General features: G+C 41.9%; 20 protein-coding genes and 1 pseudogene. 4 read left to right on the top strand and 17 right to left on the bottom strand.

Going from position 1 to position 22,167, the window contains the following annotated elements; all coding sequences use genetic code 11:
- Positions 1-109: 109 nt before the first annotated feature.
- Positions 110-799: a (d)CMP kinase gene (gene cmk / locus NTW12_01920; GenBank protein ID MCX5845109.1), complete on the bottom strand. Its 690-nt coding sequence runs from the start codon at positions 797-799 to the stop codon at positions 110-112.
- Between the two features lie 291 nt (positions 800-1,090).
- On the opposite strand from cmk, the gene NTW12_01915 reads away from it, so the two are divergent.
- Positions 1,091-2,491 carry a M48 family metalloprotease gene (locus tag NTW12_01915; GenBank protein ID MCX5845108.1) on the top strand — a complete coding sequence of 467 codons (1,401 nt, stop codon included), beginning with the start codon at positions 1,091-1,093 and terminating at the stop codon, positions 2,489-2,491.
- A gap of 55 nt (positions 2,492-2,546) precedes the next feature.
- On the opposite strand, the gene NTW12_01910 is transcribed toward NTW12_01915, so the two are convergent.
- From NTW12_01910 to NTW12_01900, 3 genes are read right to left on the bottom strand one after another with little or no spacing between them, the layout of a single operon-like run.
- A complete protein-coding gene (locus tag NTW12_01910; protein MCX5845107.1) occupies positions 2,547-4,217 on the bottom strand; it encodes a GAF domain-containing protein in 1,671 nt (556 codons plus the stop codon).
- A 40-nt stretch (positions 4,218-4,257) separates the two neighbouring features.
- Positions 4,258-4,932 carry an anaerobic ribonucleoside-triphosphate reductase activating protein gene (locus tag NTW12_01905; protein MCX5845106.1) on the bottom strand — a complete coding sequence of 225 codons (675 nt, stop codon included), beginning with the start codon at positions 4,930-4,932 and terminating at the stop codon, positions 4,258-4,260.
- Positions 4,933-4,950: 18 nt separating this feature from the next.
- Positions 4,951-7,041: a ribonucleoside triphosphate reductase gene (locus tag NTW12_01900; protein MCX5845105.1), complete on the bottom strand. Its 2,091-nt coding sequence runs from the start codon at positions 7,039-7,041 to the stop codon at positions 4,951-4,953.
- Between the two features lie 233 nt (positions 7,042-7,274).
- Between NTW12_01900 and NTW12_01895 the strand changes: the two genes are divergently transcribed.
- A complete protein-coding gene (locus NTW12_01895) occupies positions 7,275-7,943 on the top strand; it encodes a class I SAM-dependent methyltransferase (GenBank protein ID MCX5845104.1) in 669 nt (222 codons plus the stop codon).
- A 224-nt stretch (positions 7,944-8,167) separates the two neighbouring features.
- Here the strand turns inward: NTW12_01895 and NTW12_01890 are convergent.
- The 6 genes and pseudogenes from NTW12_01890 to NTW12_01865 all read right to left on the bottom strand — a co-directional run bounded on the left by NTW12_01890 (position 8,168) and on the right by NTW12_01865 (position 12,823).
- Positions 8,168-8,284: pseudogene (locus tag NTW12_01890) on the bottom strand (DapH/DapD/GlmU-related protein).
- 432 nt (positions 8,285-8,716) lie between these two features.
- Entirely contained in the window at positions 8,717-9,787 is a 1,071-nt protein-coding gene (locus tag NTW12_01885; GenBank protein MCX5845103.1) for a phenyltransferase domain-containing protein, read from the bottom strand.
- A gap of 1 nt (position 9,788) precedes the next feature.
- Positions 9,789-10,496: a methyltransferase domain-containing protein gene (locus NTW12_01880; protein MCX5845102.1), complete on the bottom strand. Its 708-nt coding sequence runs from the start codon at positions 10,494-10,496 to the stop codon at positions 9,789-9,791.
- The gene (locus NTW12_01875) at positions 10,474-11,751 is read right to left on the bottom strand and encodes a glycosyltransferase family 4 protein (GenBank protein MCX5845101.1); all 1,278 of its coding nucleotides are present in this window, start codon (positions 11,749-11,751) and stop codon (positions 10,474-10,476) included. Before NTW12_01875 ends, NTW12_01880 begins: the two co-directional genes overlap by 23 nt.
- 27 nt (positions 11,752-11,778) lie before the next feature.
- Entirely contained in the window at positions 11,779-12,432 is a 654-nt protein-coding gene (locus tag NTW12_01870; GenBank protein ID MCX5845100.1) for a histidinol phosphate phosphatase domain-containing protein, read from the bottom strand.
- 259 nt (positions 12,433-12,691) lie between these two features.
- Positions 12,692-12,823, bottom strand: coding sequence for a hypothetical protein (locus NTW12_01865; protein ID MCX5845099.1), 132 nt, complete (start codon positions 12,821-12,823; stop codon positions 12,692-12,694).
- Positions 12,824-12,868: 45 nt separating this feature from the next.
- On the opposite strand from NTW12_01865, the gene lptF reads away from it, so the two are divergent.
- Entirely contained in the window at positions 12,869-14,041 is a 1,173-nt protein-coding gene (gene lptF, locus NTW12_01860) for an LPS export ABC transporter permease LptF (protein ID MCX5845098.1), read from the top strand.
- Positions 14,042-14,044: 3 nt separating this feature from the next.
- Complete coding sequence (gene lptG / locus NTW12_01855; protein MCX5845097.1) at positions 14,045-15,127, top strand: LPS export ABC transporter permease LptG; 1,083 nt, start codon at positions 14,045-14,047, stop codon at positions 15,125-15,127.
- A gap of 39 nt (positions 15,128-15,166) precedes the next feature.
- On the opposite strand, the gene ahcY is transcribed toward lptG, so the two are convergent.
- From ahcY to tsaD, 7 genes are all read right to left on the bottom strand, one after another.
- Positions 15,167-16,582, bottom strand: coding sequence for an adenosylhomocysteinase (gene ahcY / locus NTW12_01850; GenBank protein ID MCX5845096.1), 1,416 nt, complete (start codon positions 16,580-16,582; stop codon positions 15,167-15,169).
- 152 nt (positions 16,583-16,734) lie between these two features.
- Complete coding sequence (gene metK, locus NTW12_01845; protein ID MCX5845095.1) at positions 16,735-17,913, bottom strand: methionine adenosyltransferase; 1,179 nt, start codon at positions 17,911-17,913, stop codon at positions 16,735-16,737.
- 21 nt (positions 17,914-17,934) lie between these two features.
- Positions 17,935-18,603 (bottom strand): DUF502 domain-containing protein, encoded by a 669-nt coding sequence (locus NTW12_01840; protein ID MCX5845094.1) that lies wholly within the window; start codon positions 18,601-18,603, stop codon positions 17,935-17,937.
- Between the two features lie 138 nt (positions 18,604-18,741).
- A complete protein-coding gene (locus NTW12_01835; GenBank protein ID MCX5845093.1) occupies positions 18,742-19,098 on the bottom strand; it encodes an aspartate 1-decarboxylase in 357 nt (118 codons plus the stop codon).
- A 48-nt stretch (positions 19,099-19,146) separates the two neighbouring features.
- Positions 19,147-20,004: a pantoate--beta-alanine ligase gene (panC, locus tag NTW12_01830; protein MCX5845092.1), complete on the bottom strand. Its 858-nt coding sequence runs from the start codon at positions 20,002-20,004 to the stop codon at positions 19,147-19,149.
- Positions 20,005-20,153: 149 nt separating this feature from the next.
- Positions 20,154-21,005 (bottom strand): 16S rRNA (adenine(1518)-N(6)/adenine(1519)-N(6))-dimethyltransferase RsmA, encoded by an 852-nt coding sequence (gene rsmA, locus NTW12_01825; protein ID MCX5845091.1) that lies wholly within the window; start codon positions 21,003-21,005, stop codon positions 20,154-20,156.
- Between the two features lie 51 nt (positions 21,006-21,056).
- The gene (tsaD, locus tag NTW12_01820) at positions 21,057-22,076 is read right to left on the bottom strand and encodes a tRNA (adenosine(37)-N6)-threonylcarbamoyltransferase complex transferase subunit TsaD (GenBank protein MCX5845090.1); all 1,020 of its coding nucleotides are present in this window, start codon (positions 22,074-22,076) and stop codon (positions 21,057-21,059) included.
- Positions 22,077-22,167: the final 91 nt, after the last annotated feature.

Below are 22,167 nucleotides of genomic sequence, written 5' to 3'. Positions count from 1 at the left end.
TGAAACTACATTAACGCTCGATAGAGCTTTTTTTATTTCTGATCGTTATACAAATCAAAGTTGATGAATAGTAAAATACACTTCACTTATAGATATTACAACTGCTTACTCAGTTGAATTTTTCCCCCAAGCGGCTTTTAATTACTGACATCATCGTATCGACGACTTCAAAAATGCTCATATTTGAAGAGTCTACGATAATTGCATCTTGAGAAGCCTTTAAAGGAGCTATTTCTCTTTCTCGATCTTGCCTGTCCCTCACTATTAAATCTCTTTCAATTTCCCGATAGTCAGCTCTGTTTCCTCGCGTTAGCAATTCATTGTAACGCCTTCTAACTCTTTCTCCCTCGCCTGCATCAAGATAAAATTTACAATCAGCATCTGGAAATACTACTGTCCCCATGTCTCTACCCTCGGCGACTATACCTCCTTTTTCGCCTGCCTCCCGCTGAATCGATAAAAGTGTGCTTCTTACGATGGAAATTGCAGATACTTTTGACGCAAGAAGGCCCACTTCCTCACTCCTTATCTTTTTAGTCACATTTTCACTATCGATAAATACATTCAAATTTCCATCCACATTTCGAAGATAAATCTTTATTCGATGACACAAATCTGAAAGCTCTTTTGGATTATCCGGCGAAATCCCATCATTGATAATTTTATAGGCAACTGCTCTATACAGCGCACCTGTATCGAGATAAATATAGGACATTTTATTTGCGAGAACCTTGCTGATCGTACTTTTACCTGCACCGGCAGGTCCGTCGATTGTAATAACCAGTCCTTTTTTCATCATTGAATTCCCATTTCATTCATTCTTTTATCCTCCATACGTACAAGTGGCTCTTACATGGCTCAATTTCAGACTGAATTGCTATAACATAATGATCATACCTTAACAATATTAAAGGTAAACGTACATTAAACGTTGCATATTTTATATATTACAATGGATTGAAATAAATGATATGAATAATAAGGTGATCGTAACATTTGAAAGCATCATTATTAAATCATAAAAATGAAAATTACCCCGGGGGAAAATACCTATTAGGTAAAACCGGCTTAAAAATATTGAGGTTTACATTTGAATAAATTCGATACTTTTAGAAGAATAAATACTTTAATATTATTAGTTTTTGTTATTCTTAGTTCATTATTTCAAAATACAGGATTGGCACACGCATCTTTTACCCTTGAAGATGAAAAAAAACTCGGAAAAGAATTTTACGAAAAACTGGAAAAAAGTAACGTTCTGATCCATGATCAAAAGATAAACATGTATATCAATGAACTCGGGAATAAGGTGCTTTCGCATAGTCAGAAGGCACCTTTCGATTATCGATTCTCTGTTATTAAAAGCTCCGCAATAAATGCCTTTGCGACTCCTGGAGGTTATGTCTACGTCAACAGAGGCTTAATCAACATGGTCGAAACTGAAAGTGAGCTTTCCGCCGTACTGGCGCACGAAATAGCTCATGTAAATGCCAGGCATATTGCCAGTATCATTGAAAAATCTCAGAAGGTAGGAATTGCTACACTCGCTGCCATTCTCGCCGGTGCATTTCTTGGCGGCGGAGGAGACCTTTCTGCCGCTGTAATGAGCTTTTCATTAGCAGCAGCCACGAGCTTAAATCTTAAATACAGCCGTGAACATGAAGAAGAGGCGGACAGGCTTGGTATGTATTATGTTGCCAGTGCGGGATATGACAGTAAAGCCATGTTAGATATGTTAAAAATAATGAGGAGATATGAGTTTTACTCAAATAGTATTCCGTCCTACTTTCTCACCCATCCGGGGACAGATGAAAGAATCACCTACATCGACGCTCTTCTGCAAACTACATATACTCATAAAGGTGCAAAAAGTATTATTGGAAATTTTAAAAGGATACAAGCCCTCCTGATGTTTGGGGAAAAAAATCTCGACGTGAGTCTTAAATATTTCAAAAATGAATTACAGAAGAACCAAAACGACGTTGATGCACTTTATGGAATTGCCGTGATACAGGACAGACTCGGGCAAACTGTCGAATCTCTCGCTAACTTTCTCAAAGCCTTAAGCCTGTCTCCTAATGACGGAGACATCACACGAGATCTTGGAATTGCCTATTTCAAACTCGGGAGGACATCCGAAGCAGTTGTCTTACTTCGTAGGGCCTTAACTCTTAATGAAGACGATTTAGATACAGTGCTCTATCTTGGAAGGTCGTACGAGTTACAGGGCGATTATGTATCAGCATTGAACCTTTACAAAATACTCGAAAAAAAGAAAATTGATGATGCAGATATTTTTTATAGTATTGCTATGGCTTATGGGAAGACAAACAACCCTGGCGATTCACATTACAATTTCGGAATCTATTTCAAAAAGAAAAAAAAGATGGATAGCGCCCTTTTTCACTTCAAGGAAGCATTGAGATATTATCCCAAATACTCTGATAAATCTCAGGAAATTGAAAATGAGATCAAATCTATTAAACGTTAAGAAATAACTTGTCCCTTCTCTATCAAACTATCAACTCAAGTCCGAATTCTTACAATTAAACAATATCAATCTGGTGTGGTGTCAATTCTCTCCTTGCGTAATCCAGATAAATTCGCTCCTTGATAAAAAGCTCGAACAGATCCGCATCGATATGTTTGTCCTTCACCATATATCCCATTATCTTTATTGCTTCCGACAGGGTTTTTTCTTTCTTGTACGGCCTGTCTTTCGCTGTTAATGCATCGAATATATCCGCCAATGCTATAATACGGGCCTGGAGGGGAATCTGGTCGCCTTTTAATCCCAATGGATAACCGGCGCCATCGATTTTCTCATGGTGAGCTGATGCATAATAGGAAACATTTTTTAATTTTTTTGGAAAAGGAAGATGAGAAAGCATTTTGTGGGTAACAGTTACGTGATTTTTGATGATTTCTTTCTCTTCGTTTGTAAGTGTTCCCATAGGAATACTAAGATAATAAATTTCATCATCGCTCAGCAGATTTTGAAAATCTCCATCAAAGCTCAATTGTCTTGCAGCTATGCTCTTCAGCCGTTCAAGCATCTTTTCGTCCATGAATTTGCTTCCCGTGTTAACATCTACGAGGAATTCATAATCTGCTTCAAAATCTTTAGCGCATTTATCATAATCGTTAATTGCTATTTCTGGACCTTTTTCCCCTTTTTGTATATTTCCTTTCTTCAGTTCTGCAATAACATAGTCCCTTTTGAGAACCTCAAAACGTACCTTTAAGTTTCCAATCCTGTCATAAATTGTTTCAAGTTTTCTTGCCTTATCAATAATGAATTCCGGGGTAGTTATCTTACCCACATCATGAAGCCATGCCGAGATGTGAAGCTCCTTCAATTTGTCTTCGTTAAAGTAAATGCCGGCATATGGTCCTTCTTTGGCTTCGTTTATCTTTCCCGCAATGGTCATTGTCAATTCAGAAACCCGACGAACATGACCTCCCGTATAAGGAGATTTCTCATCAATCGCCATAGCGATAGATTTGATAAAGGACTCTAACAGTTCTTCCAGATCATGGATAAGTCGATTATTGGAGATGGCAACTGCTGCCTGGGATGCCAGAGATTCCGTCATTTTCTGATTTTCAAGTGAAAATGAAATAACCTCCTTCGTTATCGGCATTTGAGCATTCAATAACTGGAGAACGCCGATAATATCATTTTCATGATTCCGCATGGGCACAACAAGCATGGATCTGGAGCGATACCCCGTATCAGCATCGAATTTTCTTGTGCCTTCAAAATTAAACCCCTCCGCATGATAAACATCAGAAATATTAACGACTTTATGTGTAAATGCAGCGTATGCAGAGACATTCGCATGATTGGGACTTCCATCCGGATTCTTTAACTTTACCGGTGGCCATGTAATCTTTCCACCCGTTCCTCCCATACGGACATTTAATGAAGTGTTCTGTACTATTGCAAAATGGAGTTCATTTTCGTCATCAGACATAATATACAGAGTGCCGCCATCGGCGTTGGTAAATTCCCTCGCTTCATCGACGATCATTTCTAATAGCCTGTCGAGGTTCCTTTCAGCTGACAGAGCTGTTCCTATCTGATTCAACCTTCTGATTTGATCGAGCTGTTTCTCTGTAAAGCCCTTTACTTCTGATACCAGCTTGCTCAGCAGTTCATTAATTTGATCGCCGTCGGTATAATAAATGGGGCTTGTTTCTTTATCTTTATCCATATTATGATATTAGGATCACCGTATCATTGCTTATTTCGATTTATCGAACAAAGGCAACCGATACGTCTTTCTTAAGTTTATCCCTAAAAGAGTGCATTTCCTCCAGTGTATATGCCTCATAATTGTGAAAATTTTTATCAAGTGTTTTTGTAGGAACAAACTGCTGCAATATGTAAAGGCTTGCACCTTTAATTAAATTCCCAATTTCTAAAATATCATTTTCATCAAGTAATTGTTTCAGGATAGTTGTGCGGAATTCATACGGTATTCCTGATTTCATAATTATTTCTATACTCTGTTTGATTTCATCCTCATTAATTTGTGACCTCGTCACGATCCTGTATTTACTCAAGGGTCCTTTTAGATCCATGGCAATGTAGTCCACCAGTTTTTTGCTAATGAGTTTTTCTATTACCTTAGGATAAGAACCGTTTGTATCTATTTTAATTAAATACCCGATTTTTCTAACATACTTTACAAACTCAATCAAGTCGGGTTGTATTGTCGGTTCGCCTCCCGTGATCGTCACCGCATCAAGCTTCCCCTTACGCTTTGCTAAAAATGAAAATATCTCATCTTCCGGCAGGCATTCTCGGTAGAGATTGGGATCTACCAATTCTGCATTATAGCAATAGGGGCAATTAAAATTACAGCCCTGTGTAAATATAATTGCACAGATTTTACCCGGATATTCAATTAATGATACTTTCTGCAAGCCCCCAATTTTCATCTTTTAAAAACTGAAAACCCTCCTCTCCCTAAATTCTTCCTGCTTCCCCAAATTCCACTGTTTTATAGGTCGCAGATAACCAACTACACGAGAATATACTTCACAAGATTCCTGACATATTGGACATGTTTTCATCTCGCCGTTTAAATATCCATGAGAGGGACAGACGCTAAAAGTGGGCGTGAATGTAAGGTAGGGCAAATGATAATTGGTGCATATTTTTTTTACAAGCGCTTTTACAGAAGTCGGATCTTGTATTCTTTCACCTGCATATGTATGGAAAACCGTCCCCCCCGTGTATTTTGCCTGAATCTCATCCTGAATATCGAGCGCTTCAAATATATCGTCCGTAAAGTTCACAGGAAGTTGTGTCGAGTTTGTATAAAATGGTTCCCCTTTAATGTTTCCACTCTGATTGGCGCTGATTATATCAGGATATTTCGTCCGATCAATTTTTGCAAGACGGTACGATGTACCTTCAGCAGGCGTCGATTCAAGATTATAGTTATTCCCCGTTTCTTTTTGAAATTCCAAAAGGCTTTTTCTCATAAAATCCAATACGCGCAGGGTGAACATCTGTCCTTCCTGGGTAGCAATATTTTTACCAAGAAAATTATGGCAGGCTTCATTCATGCCAACGAGCCCGATAGTTGAAAAGTGATTCTTCCAGTATTCGTTAAAACGCTTCTTTACATCTCTTAAATAATATTTCGTATAAGGATAGAGGTTTCCTTCTGTAAATTTTTCAAGGACTTTTCTCTTTGTTTCCAAACTATCCTTCGCAATGCTCATTAATCTTTTCAGCCGTTCTATAAATTCATCTTCTGTCTTAGAAAGGTAACCTATTCTCGGCATATTCATTGTAATCACGCCGATAGAGCCCGTTAAAGGATTGGAACCAAAAAGCCCCCCGCCTCTTTTCTCCAATTCTCTATTATCAATGCGAAGTCTACAGCACATGCTCCTCGCATCTTCCGGATTCATATCTGAATTTATAAAATTAGAAAAATAGGGCACCCCATACTTAGCCGTCATTTCCCATAGGCCATCAAGATTACGGTCTTCCCAGTTGAATTCCTTTGTCACGTTGTATGTTGGAATTGGAAAAGTGAATACCCTGCCCTTGGCGTCACCATCAGCCATCACCTGAAGAAACGCTTTGTTGAAGAGATTCATCTCATTCTGAAAATCGCTGAATGTCTCCTGCTGTGGTTTACCACCGATAATGACATTTTGATTAGCATAGTATTTTGGCACCTTTACATCTAAGGTGACGTTGGTAAATGGTGTCTGAAAACCTACCCTTGTCGGAACGTTAATATTAAAAATAAATTCCTGTAAAGCCTGTTTAATTTCATTATAAGTCAAACCGTCGTATCTTATGAAAGGTGCAAGAAGGGTATCAAAATTTGAGAAGGCCTGGGCTCCGGCTGCTTCTCCCTGAAGGGTATAAAAGAAATTGACAACCTGTCCCAGAGCACTGCGAAGGTGCTTAGCCGGTTTGCTTTCAACTTTCCCGGACACACCTCTGAAGCCCTGCATAAGAAGATCATACAAATCCCAACCAACACAATAAACGGAAAGAAGGCTTAAATCATGGATATGGAAATCACCATCCGTGTGGGCCTTCCTAATTTCCGGTGAATAAATCTCGTTTAACCAGTACACCTTGCTGACTTCGGAAGATATATAGTTATTCAAACCCTGCAAGGAATAATCCATATTGCTGTTCTCATTAATTTTCCAGTCTTTCTTCTTCAGATACTGATCAACTAAATCAACCTCCATTTTATTGGTAATTTCCCTTAATCTGGCATGCTGATCTCTATATATGATATAAGCCTTAGCGGTTCGGCGGTAAGGAGAAGATAAAAGCACCTCTTCAACGATGTCCTGAATTTCTTCCACCGTTATTACTTTATCGTCGAAGAGTTTTTCTGCTAAATTAAGAACTTTTATCGTGAGTTTCCTTGCTATAGTTCCATCACCATCAAACTCACCCGTTGCAGCTCCGGCCTTCGCAATGGCATTGGTTATCTTTTCCGCATTGAATTTTACTAATCGGTCATCCCTTTTTTTTATCTTTCCATGCATGAGAACACCCCTCCTTGTTTGCATAGTGAAAGTTATATCTCAGCGCAATTATTTTACCCAATATGTTGGGGTAGCAAGATACAATACTACTATATATTGATATAATCAAGTCAAAAAGTGAGGTTTTTTTATATTTGCAATTCCTTGCAATACTATGACGATACGTATATGAATTTTAAAATGGCACAATGCTATCAACATATAAACCTTACCGTAGACGAGGCATGAGACTCATGACGACTATTGAAAATTTACAAACGTTTGTTTTTAAGGGTTTCCTTTCGAATGAGGAAGCATTCCATCTTTATAAACTGTCAGGAGAAGCGAGCAAATTAGGCCCCTGCCTGGAGATTGGAAGCTATTGTGGAAAATCTGCTGCATATATCGGAATGGGCTGTAAAAAAAATGGGGGTGTCCTTTTCTCTATTGACCATCACAGAGGATCTGAAGAACAGCAATCCGGTCAGGAATATTTTGATCCGGATCTCATTGACCATGAGACCGGTTTGATCGACACATTCAGAATATTCAGAAGAGTAATCCGTGATCTCTCGCTGGAAGATACAGTTATTCCTATCGTTGCCAAGTCAGAAACTGTTTCCCGATGCTGGTCAACCCCCCTTGGCATGATCTTTATTGATGGCGGTCACACATTTGAGGCAGCATTTATCGACTATAATAGCTGGGCGTCTCATCTGCTTCCCGGTGGATATCTTGTAATTCATGATATTTCCCACGATCCAACAAAAGGCGGTCAAGCCCCATATTGTATTTACAATCTTGCCCTGTCTTCCGGCCTTTTTGAGGAATTACCAATGGTCAATACGCTTGGCGTACTGAAACGTACCACGTGCGGAACAATAACGCAAAAGGCCCTGTCGAAATGGTACGAATTCAAATAGGGTTGCACTATACCCACAACGCGAATTTAGTCCCCTTTCTTGGGAAAGAGTATTGATCTTAACCACCCGACGATTGTATTTCCTTTAAGGATGTTTCGATCAATCTCATCAAACTGTGCAACCAGGCATTCCGGATTTGCAAACCAATCTGCACGTGTTGTAATGGAATGTGAAGGATCAAGCTTTTTGACAACGATTGCGGGATTTCCGGCAGCAATGACATCAGGCGGAATATTTTTCACCACGACGGCGCCTGCTCCAATGATGCTGTTATCTCCTATAGTTACACCCTTGCATATGATTGCGCTATCTCCGATCCATACATTACTCCCTATTCTGACTGCTTCCGTTTGTCCAATGGACATGTTGCGATCATATATGTCATGCCAGTCAGAATCGGTTATATACACTCCCTGCGCCATCATACAGCTGTCACCAATGGTGATGCGTGTGGCAGAACTGATCCTTACGCCGGGACAGATCAAGCAATATCTCCCGATTTGGATACTGCCCTTTTCTTTAATATTCGACCAGACAGTCAACCTGACCCTTTTGTCGGGGATAGCAACGACATTCGTATAATCACCCAATACTATTGGCCATCCGAATACTTCCACATACCGTGGTCCCAGAAACAGAGTTCCCTTGCCCAAATATTCAAATTGGGGGCGTAAAAAAAGGTTTGCATACCACTGCTGAAATGTAATATCCAGGCGCTTGATGAAATATGGACGATGATCTCTTCGCAATGAGTCTTACCCCTTATATCCCCTCTAGGAAAAAGAATGACTTTGAGGAGAAATTAATGACTGGTATTCTGATTGTGTCCAGAAACGGTGATTAAATATACAACAGGCAGGTGTTAAGTAATTAAGGGCATCATAGGCAATAAGTACGGCCGCCGCAGTCCATGATGTTTTTTCTTCCGGCCATACGACCGAATCAGGAAAAGTAACACCCATCCAGTAAGATCCATCGTCATACTTCTTATCCCGTATCCAGTTAAAAACCATTTTTGCTCTTTCATGTTCTCCTATTGCGGCAAGAGTCAAGACAAGTTCCGAGGTTTCCGCAATCGTCGTCCATGGTCTATCTGAAACACAGCGCACCCCCCAGCCGGGAACGACAAATTTATCCCATGATTTATCAATCCTTACCCTGGCATCTAATCCTGAAACAGCGCCACAGAGAACTGGATAATACCAGTCCATCGAGAAGCGTGCTTTCATCATGTTAAAGAGATGAGGTCGATTTTTGATGACACTTCCAAGCTTTTTAAGAGCATCTTCCCAGTCAGGCCTCTTTTTCCCAAGTTGAAAGGCAATGGCAAGAGCAGACTTTATACTCATATACACGGAACTCGATGCTGTTAAAAGAGCCATCGGGTCTACGATACCATCTCCATTTTTTGCCCAGTAAATTACGCCTGTAGGCTGTTGCATGCTGATCGCATAATCAATACCGGCCTTAACTGCCTGCCACATTGACTTGAGACAGGATGTATCACCGCTTATCAAGTAATGATGGAACACACCTACTGCAATATACGACGATATATTGGTATCTTTTGTTTTATCTTCCGGAATACCATCACGACATACCGCCCACCAGCTACCATCTTTCAGTTGCGTTCTCATCATCCATTCATAGGCCCTTTCTGCATCAGCTAAACGGCCGCCAATACTCAACCCCATGGCGCTCTCAACATGGTCCCACGGATTCGTTTTTCCGCCTATTGACCATGGAATTTCACCATTTTCTTTTTGCACTCCGGCAATAAATGAGGCCATCGCTTCAACATCAATGGGAGATTCCAGGATACTTTGCGAAACATAAGGCTTCATATCAATTTCCTTCTTTTTTGAAATAGAAAACTACACTTTTTGCAATGACAGGGTTCAGGAGTTCGTCCAGTACACGAATCCAAGGAGGATGCTCGATGATTTCCCACTCAAGAAACTTCCTGTACAGATTAATAATCCGCGATTTTTCATTCTTGTGGCCAACAAGACATTTAATCCACCAGTATGGCGCATGCAGGGCATGCCTGTAACTGATCTTCCAGCATTTCGTACCTGCATTTTCAAAAATGCGCTGTAATGCTTTCTTTTTGTAAATCCTGATATGGCCACCGGGTTCCTGGTGGTAACTTTTTGAAAGAGCCCAGCATATTCTTTCCGGCAAAAAACGCGGTACACTCACAGCCAGATCCCTTCCAGGCTTCAACACCCTGACAAGTTCAGCAATGGCGCCCTTATTATCGGGAATGTGTTCAAGTACCTCTGAACAAATAACTGCATCAAATACTCCGTCTTTGAAAGGCAACCTGGTCACATTGGCCATGGCTGTCATCCATGAGCCGCTTGACTCATTATTCATCAGGCATAAAAAACTCCTTGCCTTGCAAAGATCCTCCCAATTCAGATCAATACCGATAACATCGATACCATCAGATCGAAATGCTTCGCAGAGATGACGACCGGCGCCGCAACCGGCATCCAGAACGCGACTTCCCGGTTTTAAATTCAATTTATTTATGTCCACCGTCAGCATCGATTGCTTCCCTGTATACATCGACCGTACTATTTGCAGCGTGATGCCAGGTAAATGATTTCCTCACACGTTCAAGCCCGGCCTGGCCAAGTCGATAACATTTCTCCTGATCATCAAGCAGCGAAAGAATTGCTTTTTCTAACGCCTGTGTATCCGCCGGTGGAACAATAATCCCGGCATCGCCAACAACCTCAGGCAGTGCACCACCCGATGTGCTGATTACCGGAACACCACATGCCATAGCCTCGCCTGCGGGCATGCCGAATCCTTCGTAAAGAGAAGGAATAACTGCCATTGCGGCTTCAGCATAATAGCGCGCAAAATCCTCATTTCGGATTCTGCCGGTAAACGTCACACATTCATGAATCCCCAGTATCTTAACGAGATGCTTAATCTTCCCGTTTTCTTTCGGTGTACCAACAACGGTAAGTTTGACATTCCGCTTTTTCTTTACCAAGGCAACTGCATGCAGCAAGTAGTCGAGACCCTTCAAAGGGCTGTCGGCACTATTTGTCACCAGTATCTGGTTCCTTGAGCGCTTGATTTGAGGAAGGGGATAAAAAAAGTCTGTATTGATCCCATTGGGAACGACACGAAATTTATGATCAGGTATTTTAAAAGTCTTGCTGATATCCTGTTTTGAACACTCTGAAACGGTAATTATTGACGCGAGACATCGTGATACACGCATTTGCATCCCTATAAATGAGTACCACCTTCTGACTTTCAGCTTCGCCCGCCACGTTTTTGCAAAGTTCATTTCAACATCCCGATCTACGGTGATGGGGTGATGAATGGTAGCTACCGTAGGATAGCCTGAACGGGCTATTCTCTGAATACCGTAGGAAAGACATTGATTATCATGAACAATGTCATAATCCGGCAATATTTTTCGAAAATAACGATATACCCTCGAACCGAAGGTAAGCGGTTCAGGAAAACCTCCCAGACACATGATGCAATACTCCAGAAGGTTTACCGGTGATTTCAGGTCCCGGATTTCCTGTACCTTAAACAGATGCTCCGGATTGTAAAGATCAAGACCGGGAAGTTTATGGAGGGTTATCTTTTCCGCTAATTCAGGATATGGCGGCCCTGAAATCACATCAACATGGTGTCCGATATCTCGAAGGGCCCTGCTGAGATACTTTATGTATACACCCTGACCTCCGCACGTTGGATTGCCACGATAGGTCAGCAGACATATCTTCAATGGTTCTGTATGGCACTTTTTTTTAATCGATACAGGCCTCATACGTATCCCACGTGCCATTAGACCGCATTATTTCTTTGATGCTTTCTTAAGAAGAAGTTCCGAATTATGGAACATAATGCCCGTTTCTTTCTCAGTCAAGCCTGCTCCAAGGGCTATCTTACGTGCCATTTCCTTATGGACAAGATCACGGGGCGAATGACTGTCGTTGTTTAAAATGAGAGGTGCTTTCGTGCGGCGGGCTACCCTTGCCACATGTCCATTCGTTAGAGAGTGTCCTTTTCTTGTTGTAATTTCCAGATATATCGAATTTTCTGCTGCCAATAACGATTCCTCTTCCGTAATCAGTCCGGGATGTGCAAGGATATCAATAGAAGACTGAAGGGCGGCCATATTAGTCCCGGAAATAACCGGCTCAACAATCGTTTCGCCATGCACCACAACGATCTTAGCGCCATGCTTTCTGGCTTCAAGAGCAAGCTCGAAAATGTATTCGGGGGGGACATGGGTAATTTCTATACCCGGAATCACCTGTATGGCATAGGCATCCGTCAATTTTTGACAGACCTTTACAAGTCGGGGAATAATGAAATCGATATTGGATTGGTCACCATGATCGGTTATGGCGATGGCACGATATCCTGCGACCATGGCCCTCCTCGCGAGCTCAGAAGGAATCAGTTCTCCGTCACTGAATATGGAATGGCTATGTAGATCAATCACAGTATATCACCTCTCACACAAATGTAATTCCCGCCCTCCTTTGTCATTCCCGCTTCCCCCTTGTCATTCCCGCGCAGGTGGGATTCCATTATTTTGAATCATGCCTTCCCACTTCCGTGGGAATTACAGAAAGAGTGCATGTTTTTAAGCTCATCAAATGATCCTGCTATCAGAGGCCATGCAATTACCAGATTTACCACTCAAGGTCAACAAAGATATGGATTAATCTAAAGAAATTCTTAACCTTGGGAATCATTCCCTATACACCTGAGGCATCGATCTGCGCGGGAATGACTTTGTACGAGAAAAGCTTCGCAGAAACATTTGTGAAGTGTCCCTCAAAAAATAGATAGCCTTCCATCTTTTTCTTGACAAACTTCTTCAAATCCATGGTAGTCTTAACCTCAGAATAAATTTCAAGTATATCTTTATAATTATGAATAAAATTATCAATCGATACATTCTGCGGGAAATTTCTTATCCGTTTTTCATAATCATTTTTGTTTTGACCTTTGTCCTTCTTATGGGAAAAATTCTTCAGCTAATGGACTTAATGGTCAATAAAGGGGTAAGTTTCATTGACATATCAAAACTCTTTCTCTTGTTGACACCGTCGTTCTTGATTTTAACCATTCCCATATCGCTTTTAATATCGATTCTGATAGGATTGGGCAGGCTATCCGGCGACAATGAAATTACCATTTTAAAGGCATCCGGTATAAGTTTATACAAACTCATCGCCCCGGTTGCCTTTTTGTCGTTAATCGCCTTCATCATGACATCTTTTACAAGCCTCTTTTTAGTTCCCCACAGTAAATTTACCACGAAAAATTTACTTTTTACTATCGCAAAGAAAAAGGCCAGCATAGGTATAAAAGAAAAAGTATTCAACGATGACTTCAAGGGCATCCTCCTTTATGCTGAAAATATTCCTGTTCACGGCAATTACATGGAAGGAGTCATCATCTCGGATACAAGAATCAGTAAGGAGCCGAGCACCATTATTGCGGAGAAAGCTTATCTTTTATCAGATCCTCAACTGATGAGTGTAACTTTGAGACTCGAAAACGGCAGTACACACATCGTCGATACAAACCTGAGGAATTATCGAAAAATGGATTTCAGTGTGTATGACGTAAATCTCGACATTGAATCGTCTATCGCTGAAGAAAAGAAACTTAAAACGAAAGACAGCACCGAGCTTACCATCCGGGAACTTGCTGAAAAACTAAAAACGGCCGGATTAGAAGAAGCAGCAATCAGGGAAATAGCCATTGAATTTCATAAAACAATTACTACCCCTCTTTCATGCATTGTTTTTGGTATTCTGGGAATTCCTTTAGGAATCAGATCACACAGAGCGGTAAAATCGAGAGGGTTCACCGTGGGTCTCTTTACAGTCTTTATTTATTACATCCTCCGCCTTGGCGGCGATGCCCTCGTAGAAACCGGCAGGCTTTCGCCTTTTATTGGAACGTGGGCTCCGAATATTATTCTTGGCTCGATTGGAATCTATCTTCTGATAATGGCCGGAAAAGACAGGCCAGTCAATATCCAGTCATTTTGGAATAATGTAAAAAGGATACTCGTTAAAGGTAAAGGTCATTGAATCATGACCATATTGGATCGTTATATAACTAAAGAATTCTGCAGGTTATGCGTTTTCATCCTTGCATTGTTCATTTCGCTTTTTCTTATCGTTGATTTTTTTGAACGCATCAGGATGTTCCTGAGTAATAATGCCTCCCCGCAACAGATGGTATATTACTTCTTTTTCAGGATCCCGATGATGATTTCACAGGCTATTCCGGTTTCTGTATTGCTCGCTTCTCTTATAACCTTTAGCTCCCTCTCGAAAAACTGCGAAATCGTTGCCATGAAGGCAAACGGGATCAGTCTCTACAGAACGTCATTGCCCGTGATCATTACAACTGCCGCAATCTGTATCTTCGCCTTTCTCATCTCTGAATTCATTACACCTTTAAGTAATCAAAAGGCAGACCATATCAAGTTAGTAGAGGTACAAAAAAGGGAGCCTGCGGGAACTTTCAAACAGAACCAGCTCTGGTACAGGGGGAAAAGCGGTATTTACAATTTCAAGATGTTCGATCCAAAAACGAACACACTGCAAGGAATTACAATAAATTACTTAGACAAAAACTTCACTATGAAGATGCGTATCGATGCCGAAAAAGCCGAGTGGAAAGATGGTCAATGGGTCTTTTACAACCTTTTAATCACTCATTTTACTGCAGAAGAATTCCCATCTCTTGAATATGTTTCAACGAAAGTAATAGACCTTCCGGAGCAGCCATCAGATTTCAGTGTAGTCCAAATCGAAGCCGAAAAAATGGGGTATGCGGAGCTCAGAAAATATATAAGAAAGATTCAATCTGAAGGATATGATGCTACACGATATCTTGTTGATATGCATGGAAAAATCGCGTTTACCTTTGTCAGCGTCATACTTGTCACTATTGGTATTTCATTTTCTCTCATGAAAACCGAGCGAAGCGGCGGTGTCATGCAGAGTATCGGAGTCGGCATTATCATCGGATTCTCCTACTGGATTGTCCATGCCTTCGCTCTGTCTCTGGGACGTTCCGGAACAATACCTCCTATTCTATCAGCATGGTTTGCAAATATTATCTGGGGCATAGCCTCCGCTATTATGTTCCTCCGGGTTAAAACGTGAGGGGTCAGGTTTCCCTGTTCCCTGACCCCGGACCCCTAATTAGTACCGGTAATAATCCGGCTTAAAAGGCCCATGTACAGGAACACAAAGATATTCAGCCTGTTCCTTGGTCAATTTTGATAATTTAGCGCCAAGCCTTCCTAAATGGAGTCTCGCAACTTCTTCATCAAGTTTTTTCGGCAATGTATATACACCGGGTTTGTATTTCCCTTTTGCAAGTTCAATCTGTGCAAGGCACTGATTCGTAAAGCTGTTACTCATGACAAAGCCGGGATGGCCCGTTGCGCAGCCGAGGTTTACCAACCTCCCTTCCGCAAGGACTATGATGGAACGCCCCGATTTGAGTGTCCATTTATCGACCTGGGGTTTGATATTCTCTTTCTTACAATCCTTGTTGTTTTCCAAGTACTGCATGTCTATTTCACTATCAAAATGCCCGATATTGCAGACAATCGCTTCATTTTTCATCTTTTCCATATGTCTGCCCGTAATGACATTGCAGCAGCCGGTAGCTGATACAAAAATATCCCCTTTTGAAACGACATCTTCCAGGGTCTTTACCTCATAGCCCTCCATGGCAGCCTGGAGGGCACAGATCGGATCGATCTCGGTGATGATGACGCGGGCGCCAAAACCGCGCATAGACTGGGCGCTGCCTTTACCGACATCACCATATCCGCAGATTACGACCACCTTCCCAGCAACCATGATATCCGTCGCCCGCTTGATGCCGTCAGCAAGGGATTCCCGGCAGCCATAGAGATTATCGAATTTTGACTTGGTTACCGAATCATTTACATTAATTGCAGGAAAGAGAAGTTCCCCGGATTGCGCCATTTGGTAAAGCCGATGAACACCCGTGGTTGTCTCTTCCGAAACGCCGCGGATACTTGCAGCTACCCGATGCCAATGCTGGGGATCTCGCTTCAGGGCATGTCTTAAGCGATCCATGATGATCTGAAACTCTTTATGATCGCATTTCCTCTCAAGTAGTGAAGGATCTTTTTCCACCTTGACGCCCTGATGAATGCAAAGTGTTGCGTCACCACCGTCATCGACAATCAAATCAGGGCCAGTTCCATCCGGCCATGTCAGAGCCTGCTCCGTACACCACCAGTACTCTTCAAGCGTCTCTCCCTTCCAGGCAAAAACAGCGGCGGTCCCTGCTTTTGCGATAGCGGCAGCAGCGTGATCCTGGGTCGAAAAAATATTGCACGATGCCCATCTGAGATCGGCGCCAAGCTCTTTCAATGTCTCTATGAGCATTGCCGTTTGGATTGTCATATGGAGACTGCCCATAACCTTAAGCCCCTTTAATGGTTTCTTGGGGCCATATTTTTTTCGTATAGCCATAAGACCGGGCATCTCATTTTCGGAGAGTTCGATCTCCTTACGCCCCCAACCGGCAAGAGTGATGTCGGCAATTTTATATCTTAACTTCTTGTCAATCTCCATAAATTTTACGTTGCCCCCACTTCGAGTTTGTAAAGGAAGTCCTTCGCGGCTTGCCGCGGGAATGGATCCGGCGATTTGCCCGGTTTTCATATCATTTTTTTTTGATTGCCGATTTGTCGTTTGTTTTAACATTGTTTTGTCCTTCGCTGACCTTATGCGCTTGCAGCCAGTTTCAATTCTTCTACCATATCTGTCTTTTCCCAAATATAATCATCCATAAATAACGTCCTTGGCAGTTTTCTGTAAATATTACCATTGAGGAGACCCAATTTTTCAATCATCCCCCTGGGAGATAAGTCAAAGTATTCTTTAATAATTGCATTGAGCTTGTTGTTGGAAATTATTCCCGTACCAAAAGTATTCACATAAATGGAAATAGGCCTCGCAATGCCGATGGCATAAGCTATTTGAATGGAACACTTCTTTGCAAGACCTGCGGCGACAATATTCTTTGCAACATAGCGGGTTCCCAGAACCGCTGAACAATCGACTTTTTCCGGCGATTTATTGACGATTGAACCGCCTCCAATTTGAGCGCCCGGATATCCGCCATAAAGCTGAACAACAAGCTTACGGCCCGTCACGCCTGAATCAGCGGCGCTGCATGAATTAATAGCCTGCCATTCCCCTGTGGGATTGAAAAGGAATTCGGTATTCTCATCCACCCAGTCTTTGAGGCATTCCATAGCAATATGCCTTGCCTGAGGTTCTACACCGGCTTTTGCACCTTCAGGAACTTGACGGTAATCGACTGCATTGGACATGAGAACTGTCGCCACACGCAAGGGAACACCCTCATCACTATATTCTACCGTTATCTGACCTTTACCATCCGGCGCGAATATTGGATTTGCGCACATCTCAAAGGCTCTCATCATCTTGGTAGCCAGTACATACGGAAGGGGAAGCAATTCCGGCGTCTCATCGCAGGCAAATCCATAGATAATCCCCTGATCCCCGGCGCCGATTTCCTTGTATTTACCCATGTCAGCCCGTGTACCTATATTGATATCAGGAGATTGTTCAATAATCGTATTGAGAATCCCCATCGAATTTCCATTGAGACCAAGACTATAATCGCAATAACCTATTCTAAGGACCGTATCCCGTATGATCTTCTCAACATCTACATAAACACGGGTGGCAACCTCTCCACCGACGATACAGAGACCCTTCCCCAGGAAAATCTCGATGCCGCAATGAGGCATGTTATCCACGTTCATCCCAATTTTATGTTCTTCATCAATAATTGCGGCAATGATATTTGCCGCTATCGAATCGCATACAACGTCCGGATGTCCAACTTTTACACTTTCCGATGTTATTAGCATATGGTTGCTCCTTTTTATTCTTTATTCAGTTGATTTCAATTCATCAATGTGATTCCCTTCGTGGTGCAATTTCTCTCTCCTTTTCGGACGGTCTGATGGAGTCACGATACCGACAGAAATGATGAATGTCAATGCTTCCTCTACAGACATATCCATGGGAACCAATTCATCTTCCGGCACGATAATGAGATACCCCGATGTCGGATTGGGCGTTGTCGGCAAAAATACACTGATACAGTTCTGTCCCGCCTTTTTACGAATCTCCCCGCTTGGTACACCTGTCACAAATCCGATAGTATATACTCCTTTCCTGGGAAACTCCACCAGTACAACCTTTTTAAAGCTGCTTCTCTTATCCATGAACATGCTGTCAGAGATCTTCTTGATAGCCTGGTAAATATTCCTCACAAACGGTATCCTATCAACGAGGTCTTCTCCTGATTGGACAATCTTATAACCAACATAGCTTGTCGTGACAAGACCGGCGATGGTGATCAAGGCCAGAGTTACAATAATTCCAAGACCGGGAATATGAATACCAAGTAACGTATCAGGATGATACCTGACGGGGATAATCTTCAGGAGACCATCCATGATATCTATGAGAAAGAAAAGGATATAAAGTGTTAATCCTATCGGAATTGTAACGGCAAGACCCGTTAAAAAAATCTGCTTCAGTTTTTTTTTCAATGATGAATAACCTTTAGACTGTCTTAATCTGCGTGTACATAACAAAAAGGTGAACTGTTATCAACCGCTATTTAAAATATAAAGGGGCAAGGTGCATCGACACCCCGCCCCATATAAGATTGATTTCTTAAACGAATACTATTTTAATTTCTTTATCCCATTTTTATCATCCAGAAAGACACATTTGGGATGCCACTTCTTAACATCACCATCATCAAGAAGCGCATAGCATGCAATAATGATAATGTCACCCTTTTTTGCTTTCCATGCCGCCGCTCCGTTCAGACATATAACACCCGAATTTTGGTCACCCTTTATCGCGTACGTCGAGAACCTCTCTCCATTGGAAACATTATATATATTCACTTTCTCATAAGGCAGTATATCAGCGGCATTCATCAGCTTTTCGTCAATCGTGATACTGCCTTCATAATGGAGGTTAGCATCGGTCACTACCGCCCTGTGCAGTTTTGATTTGAGCATAAACCTTTGCATGGTGTGATTACCTTTCTCCTTGTGAAAAATATTACTTGTCAGTAAACGTTACAGATGAAGTACATCCCCGAATACGTAATTATCTATCAGTCTCGTTTTGCTAATCATCACAGCAAGGGCTAAAACGGATTCCCCCTCCAGACGTTCACTATCTTTCAGGGTCGTCGTATCGCATATCTTCGCGTAATCAATCCTGGCATAGGGGTGTCCTTCTATAAATATTTTGACCTCATCCAGTATCCTGAAAGCATCCCTTTCTCCTCTGTCATACATCTGTTTGGCTAACTTCAAAGAACGACTCAGACTAAGAGCCGAATTCCTCTCATTTTCCTTGATATACACATTTCGTGAACTCATAGCCAGACCATCGGTTTCTCTCACTATTGGCATACCGATAATCTCGAGATCCATATTAAGGTCCTGTACCATCCTCTTAATGGCTGAAAGTTGCTGGAAGTCCTTCTTGCCGAATAGTGCATAATGGGGTTTTACAATGTTGAAAAGTTTTGCACAAACAGTTGTAACACCTTGGAAATGTCCGGGCCTCGAGATTCCGCAGAGATTCTCCGTTACCTTCTCAACATTAACATAAGTCTGATAATGTTCAGGGTACATCTCTTTATTCTCAGGATAGAAAACAACATCCACACCAACCCCTTCAGCAAGGGCTTTATCCCTTTCAAAATCTCTTGGATACCTTTCAAAATCCTCACTTGGACCGAACTGCGTCGGGTTTACGTAAATGCTGATTGCCACACAGTCGCCCCGCAGCTTTCCCTCTCTCATCAAACTCAAATGGCCATCGTGAAAATAACCCATTGTAGGAACGAAGGCTATTTTTTGTCCTCTATTCCTCAAGGATTCGGAAAATGACTGCATCTCTCTTACGGAACATATGATCTTCATCTTTTCCCCATACCCATAAAAAAAGCCCCTACGTCAAAGACGAGAGGCTTTATAATTAACCCGTGTTTATACACCTTACCAAACCTTCCGTCTCAGTCCGTAGCCGGATCCAAGCAGATGAGCGCTCTTACCAAAAGAACCGGAAGTTGTCAAGGTATTTCTCTTGAATAAAGGGCATTACTTAATTTTCCGAGTTCTTCAGCTGTCAGTGTCTCACCCCTTCTCACGCCATCGATGTCTGATTTCTTCAGTGCTGTAACAACTTCTCTTTCTGTATATCCCAACAAAGGCGAACTTCTGAGATTATTTAACAGGGTTTTCCTTCTTTTCGAAAAAGCTATCTTCACAATTTTGACGAAAAAGTCATGATCATTTAAATCCATTAACGGCTTTTCTCGAATTATTATTTTCATGACAGATGAAGTTACCTTTGGCTCAGGATAAAAACAGCTGCGAGGGATTACCATTTCACGAAAGCATTCCGTATACATGGAAACCAAAACCGTCGGTATCCCATACTCCTTTGTCCCCGGAGATGCGATGAGCCGGTCTGCCAGTTCTTTTTGGAACATGAGGATCATAGATGAGATATGTTGTCGGTAAGCTAATAAATGAAATAATATCTGTGACGAAATGTTGTACGGAATATTCCCGACAACCTTTATTTTCCGCGATAGTAATTCATGACCCACTGAAGAAAAATCATACTTGAGAACATCGCCCTTGATAACATCCACCTGATGATAGCCCGCCAGTCTTTCTCTCAAAATACCGACCATTCTCGGGTCGATTTCGAGGGCGATGACCTTTCGAACCTTTTCGGCTATCAGTTCCGTCATGATCCCCACACCCGCACCTATCTCAACAACGGTATCATCTTCCTGGATATTGGATATACTGATTATCTTATTTATGACATTTATATCCTCAAGAAACGACTGTCCTAAACGCTTGAGAGGTCTGATACCGTGATCTCTAAGGATTTTTCTAATTGTCGTCATACCTGTTTTTCCGATAGACCTTAGAGCTTTTGAAATTATGAAATGGATGAATCATGCCTTATTATTGTTAAGGGAGTCTATTGGCCATCTGGAAACTGCATTCAGATCTAAAGAGTCTCTGACACCTCTTGTCAAAAGATTCTCACCAACAACGGCAATCATAGCCGCATTGTCGGTACAAAACACAGGAGGCGGAACGTATACATCAATCCCTTTGCGTTTTGATTCTCTGGTAAATCTGGCTCTCAATCCACTGTTTGCAGCAACCCCGCCGCAAACAACGACCCTTGATAGGGAGTTGATTTGAGCAGCTCTGAGGGTTTTTTCTACAAGGACATCAATGATAGCCTCTTGATAACTGGCAGCCACATCCGGCAGTTCGTCTTCAGTAAACGGACGCCCTCTTTTTTTGATGTGGACCAATAGAGATGTTTTCAGACCACTGAAACTAAAATCCATACTGTCCTTCATGGCTCTGGGAAATTGTATCCACTCTCTATTTCCCTTTTTTGCCAATTGATCAATTACGGCGCCGCCAGGATAGCCTATATTGAGAAGTTTTGCCGCTTTGTCAAAAGCCTCACCTGCGGCATCGTCCCTCGTTTGACCCAGCAGTGTAAAATTCTGAAATTCATTTACACGGTAAACGTTCGTATGCCCACCGGAAACTACAAGGGCTATGAAGGGAAACGCTGGAGGATTATCGCTGAGGAAGATGGATGCAATATGGCCCTCGAGATGGTTCACACCGACAAATGGTATATCTAAGGCAAACGCAATAGCTTTGGCCACTGATAAACCCACAAGGAGAGAACCAACCAATCCCGGCCCCCTGGTTACCGCTATCCCTTCAATGTCACGTAACGTTACCTGCGCATCGTTGAGCGCCTGAAATATGACCGGTATGATCATTTCCATATGTTTACGTGACGCTATCTCCGGCACAACACCGCCATAAATCCTATGCAAATCTACCTGAGAAGCGATAACATTGGACTGAAGGAATTGTCCATCCCTCAGTACTGCTGCTGCCGTCTCATCACAGGAGGACTCTATTCCCAAAACCAGCATATATTCATCCTCGGAACAATTTCTTTTTACAAATAGACGGGAATTATATATAGAAACACATTGCCTTTGTAAACAACTTTCGAAGATTAGA

It is taken from the genome of Deltaproteobacteria bacterium (assembly GCA_026388545.1).
In the GTDB taxonomy this organism is placed as follows: domain Bacteria; phylum Desulfobacterota; class Syntrophia; order Syntrophales; family UBA2185; genus JAPLJS01.
Note: the sequence above shows the minus strand (reverse complement) of the source record. Positions and strands in the feature narration are given on the sequence as shown.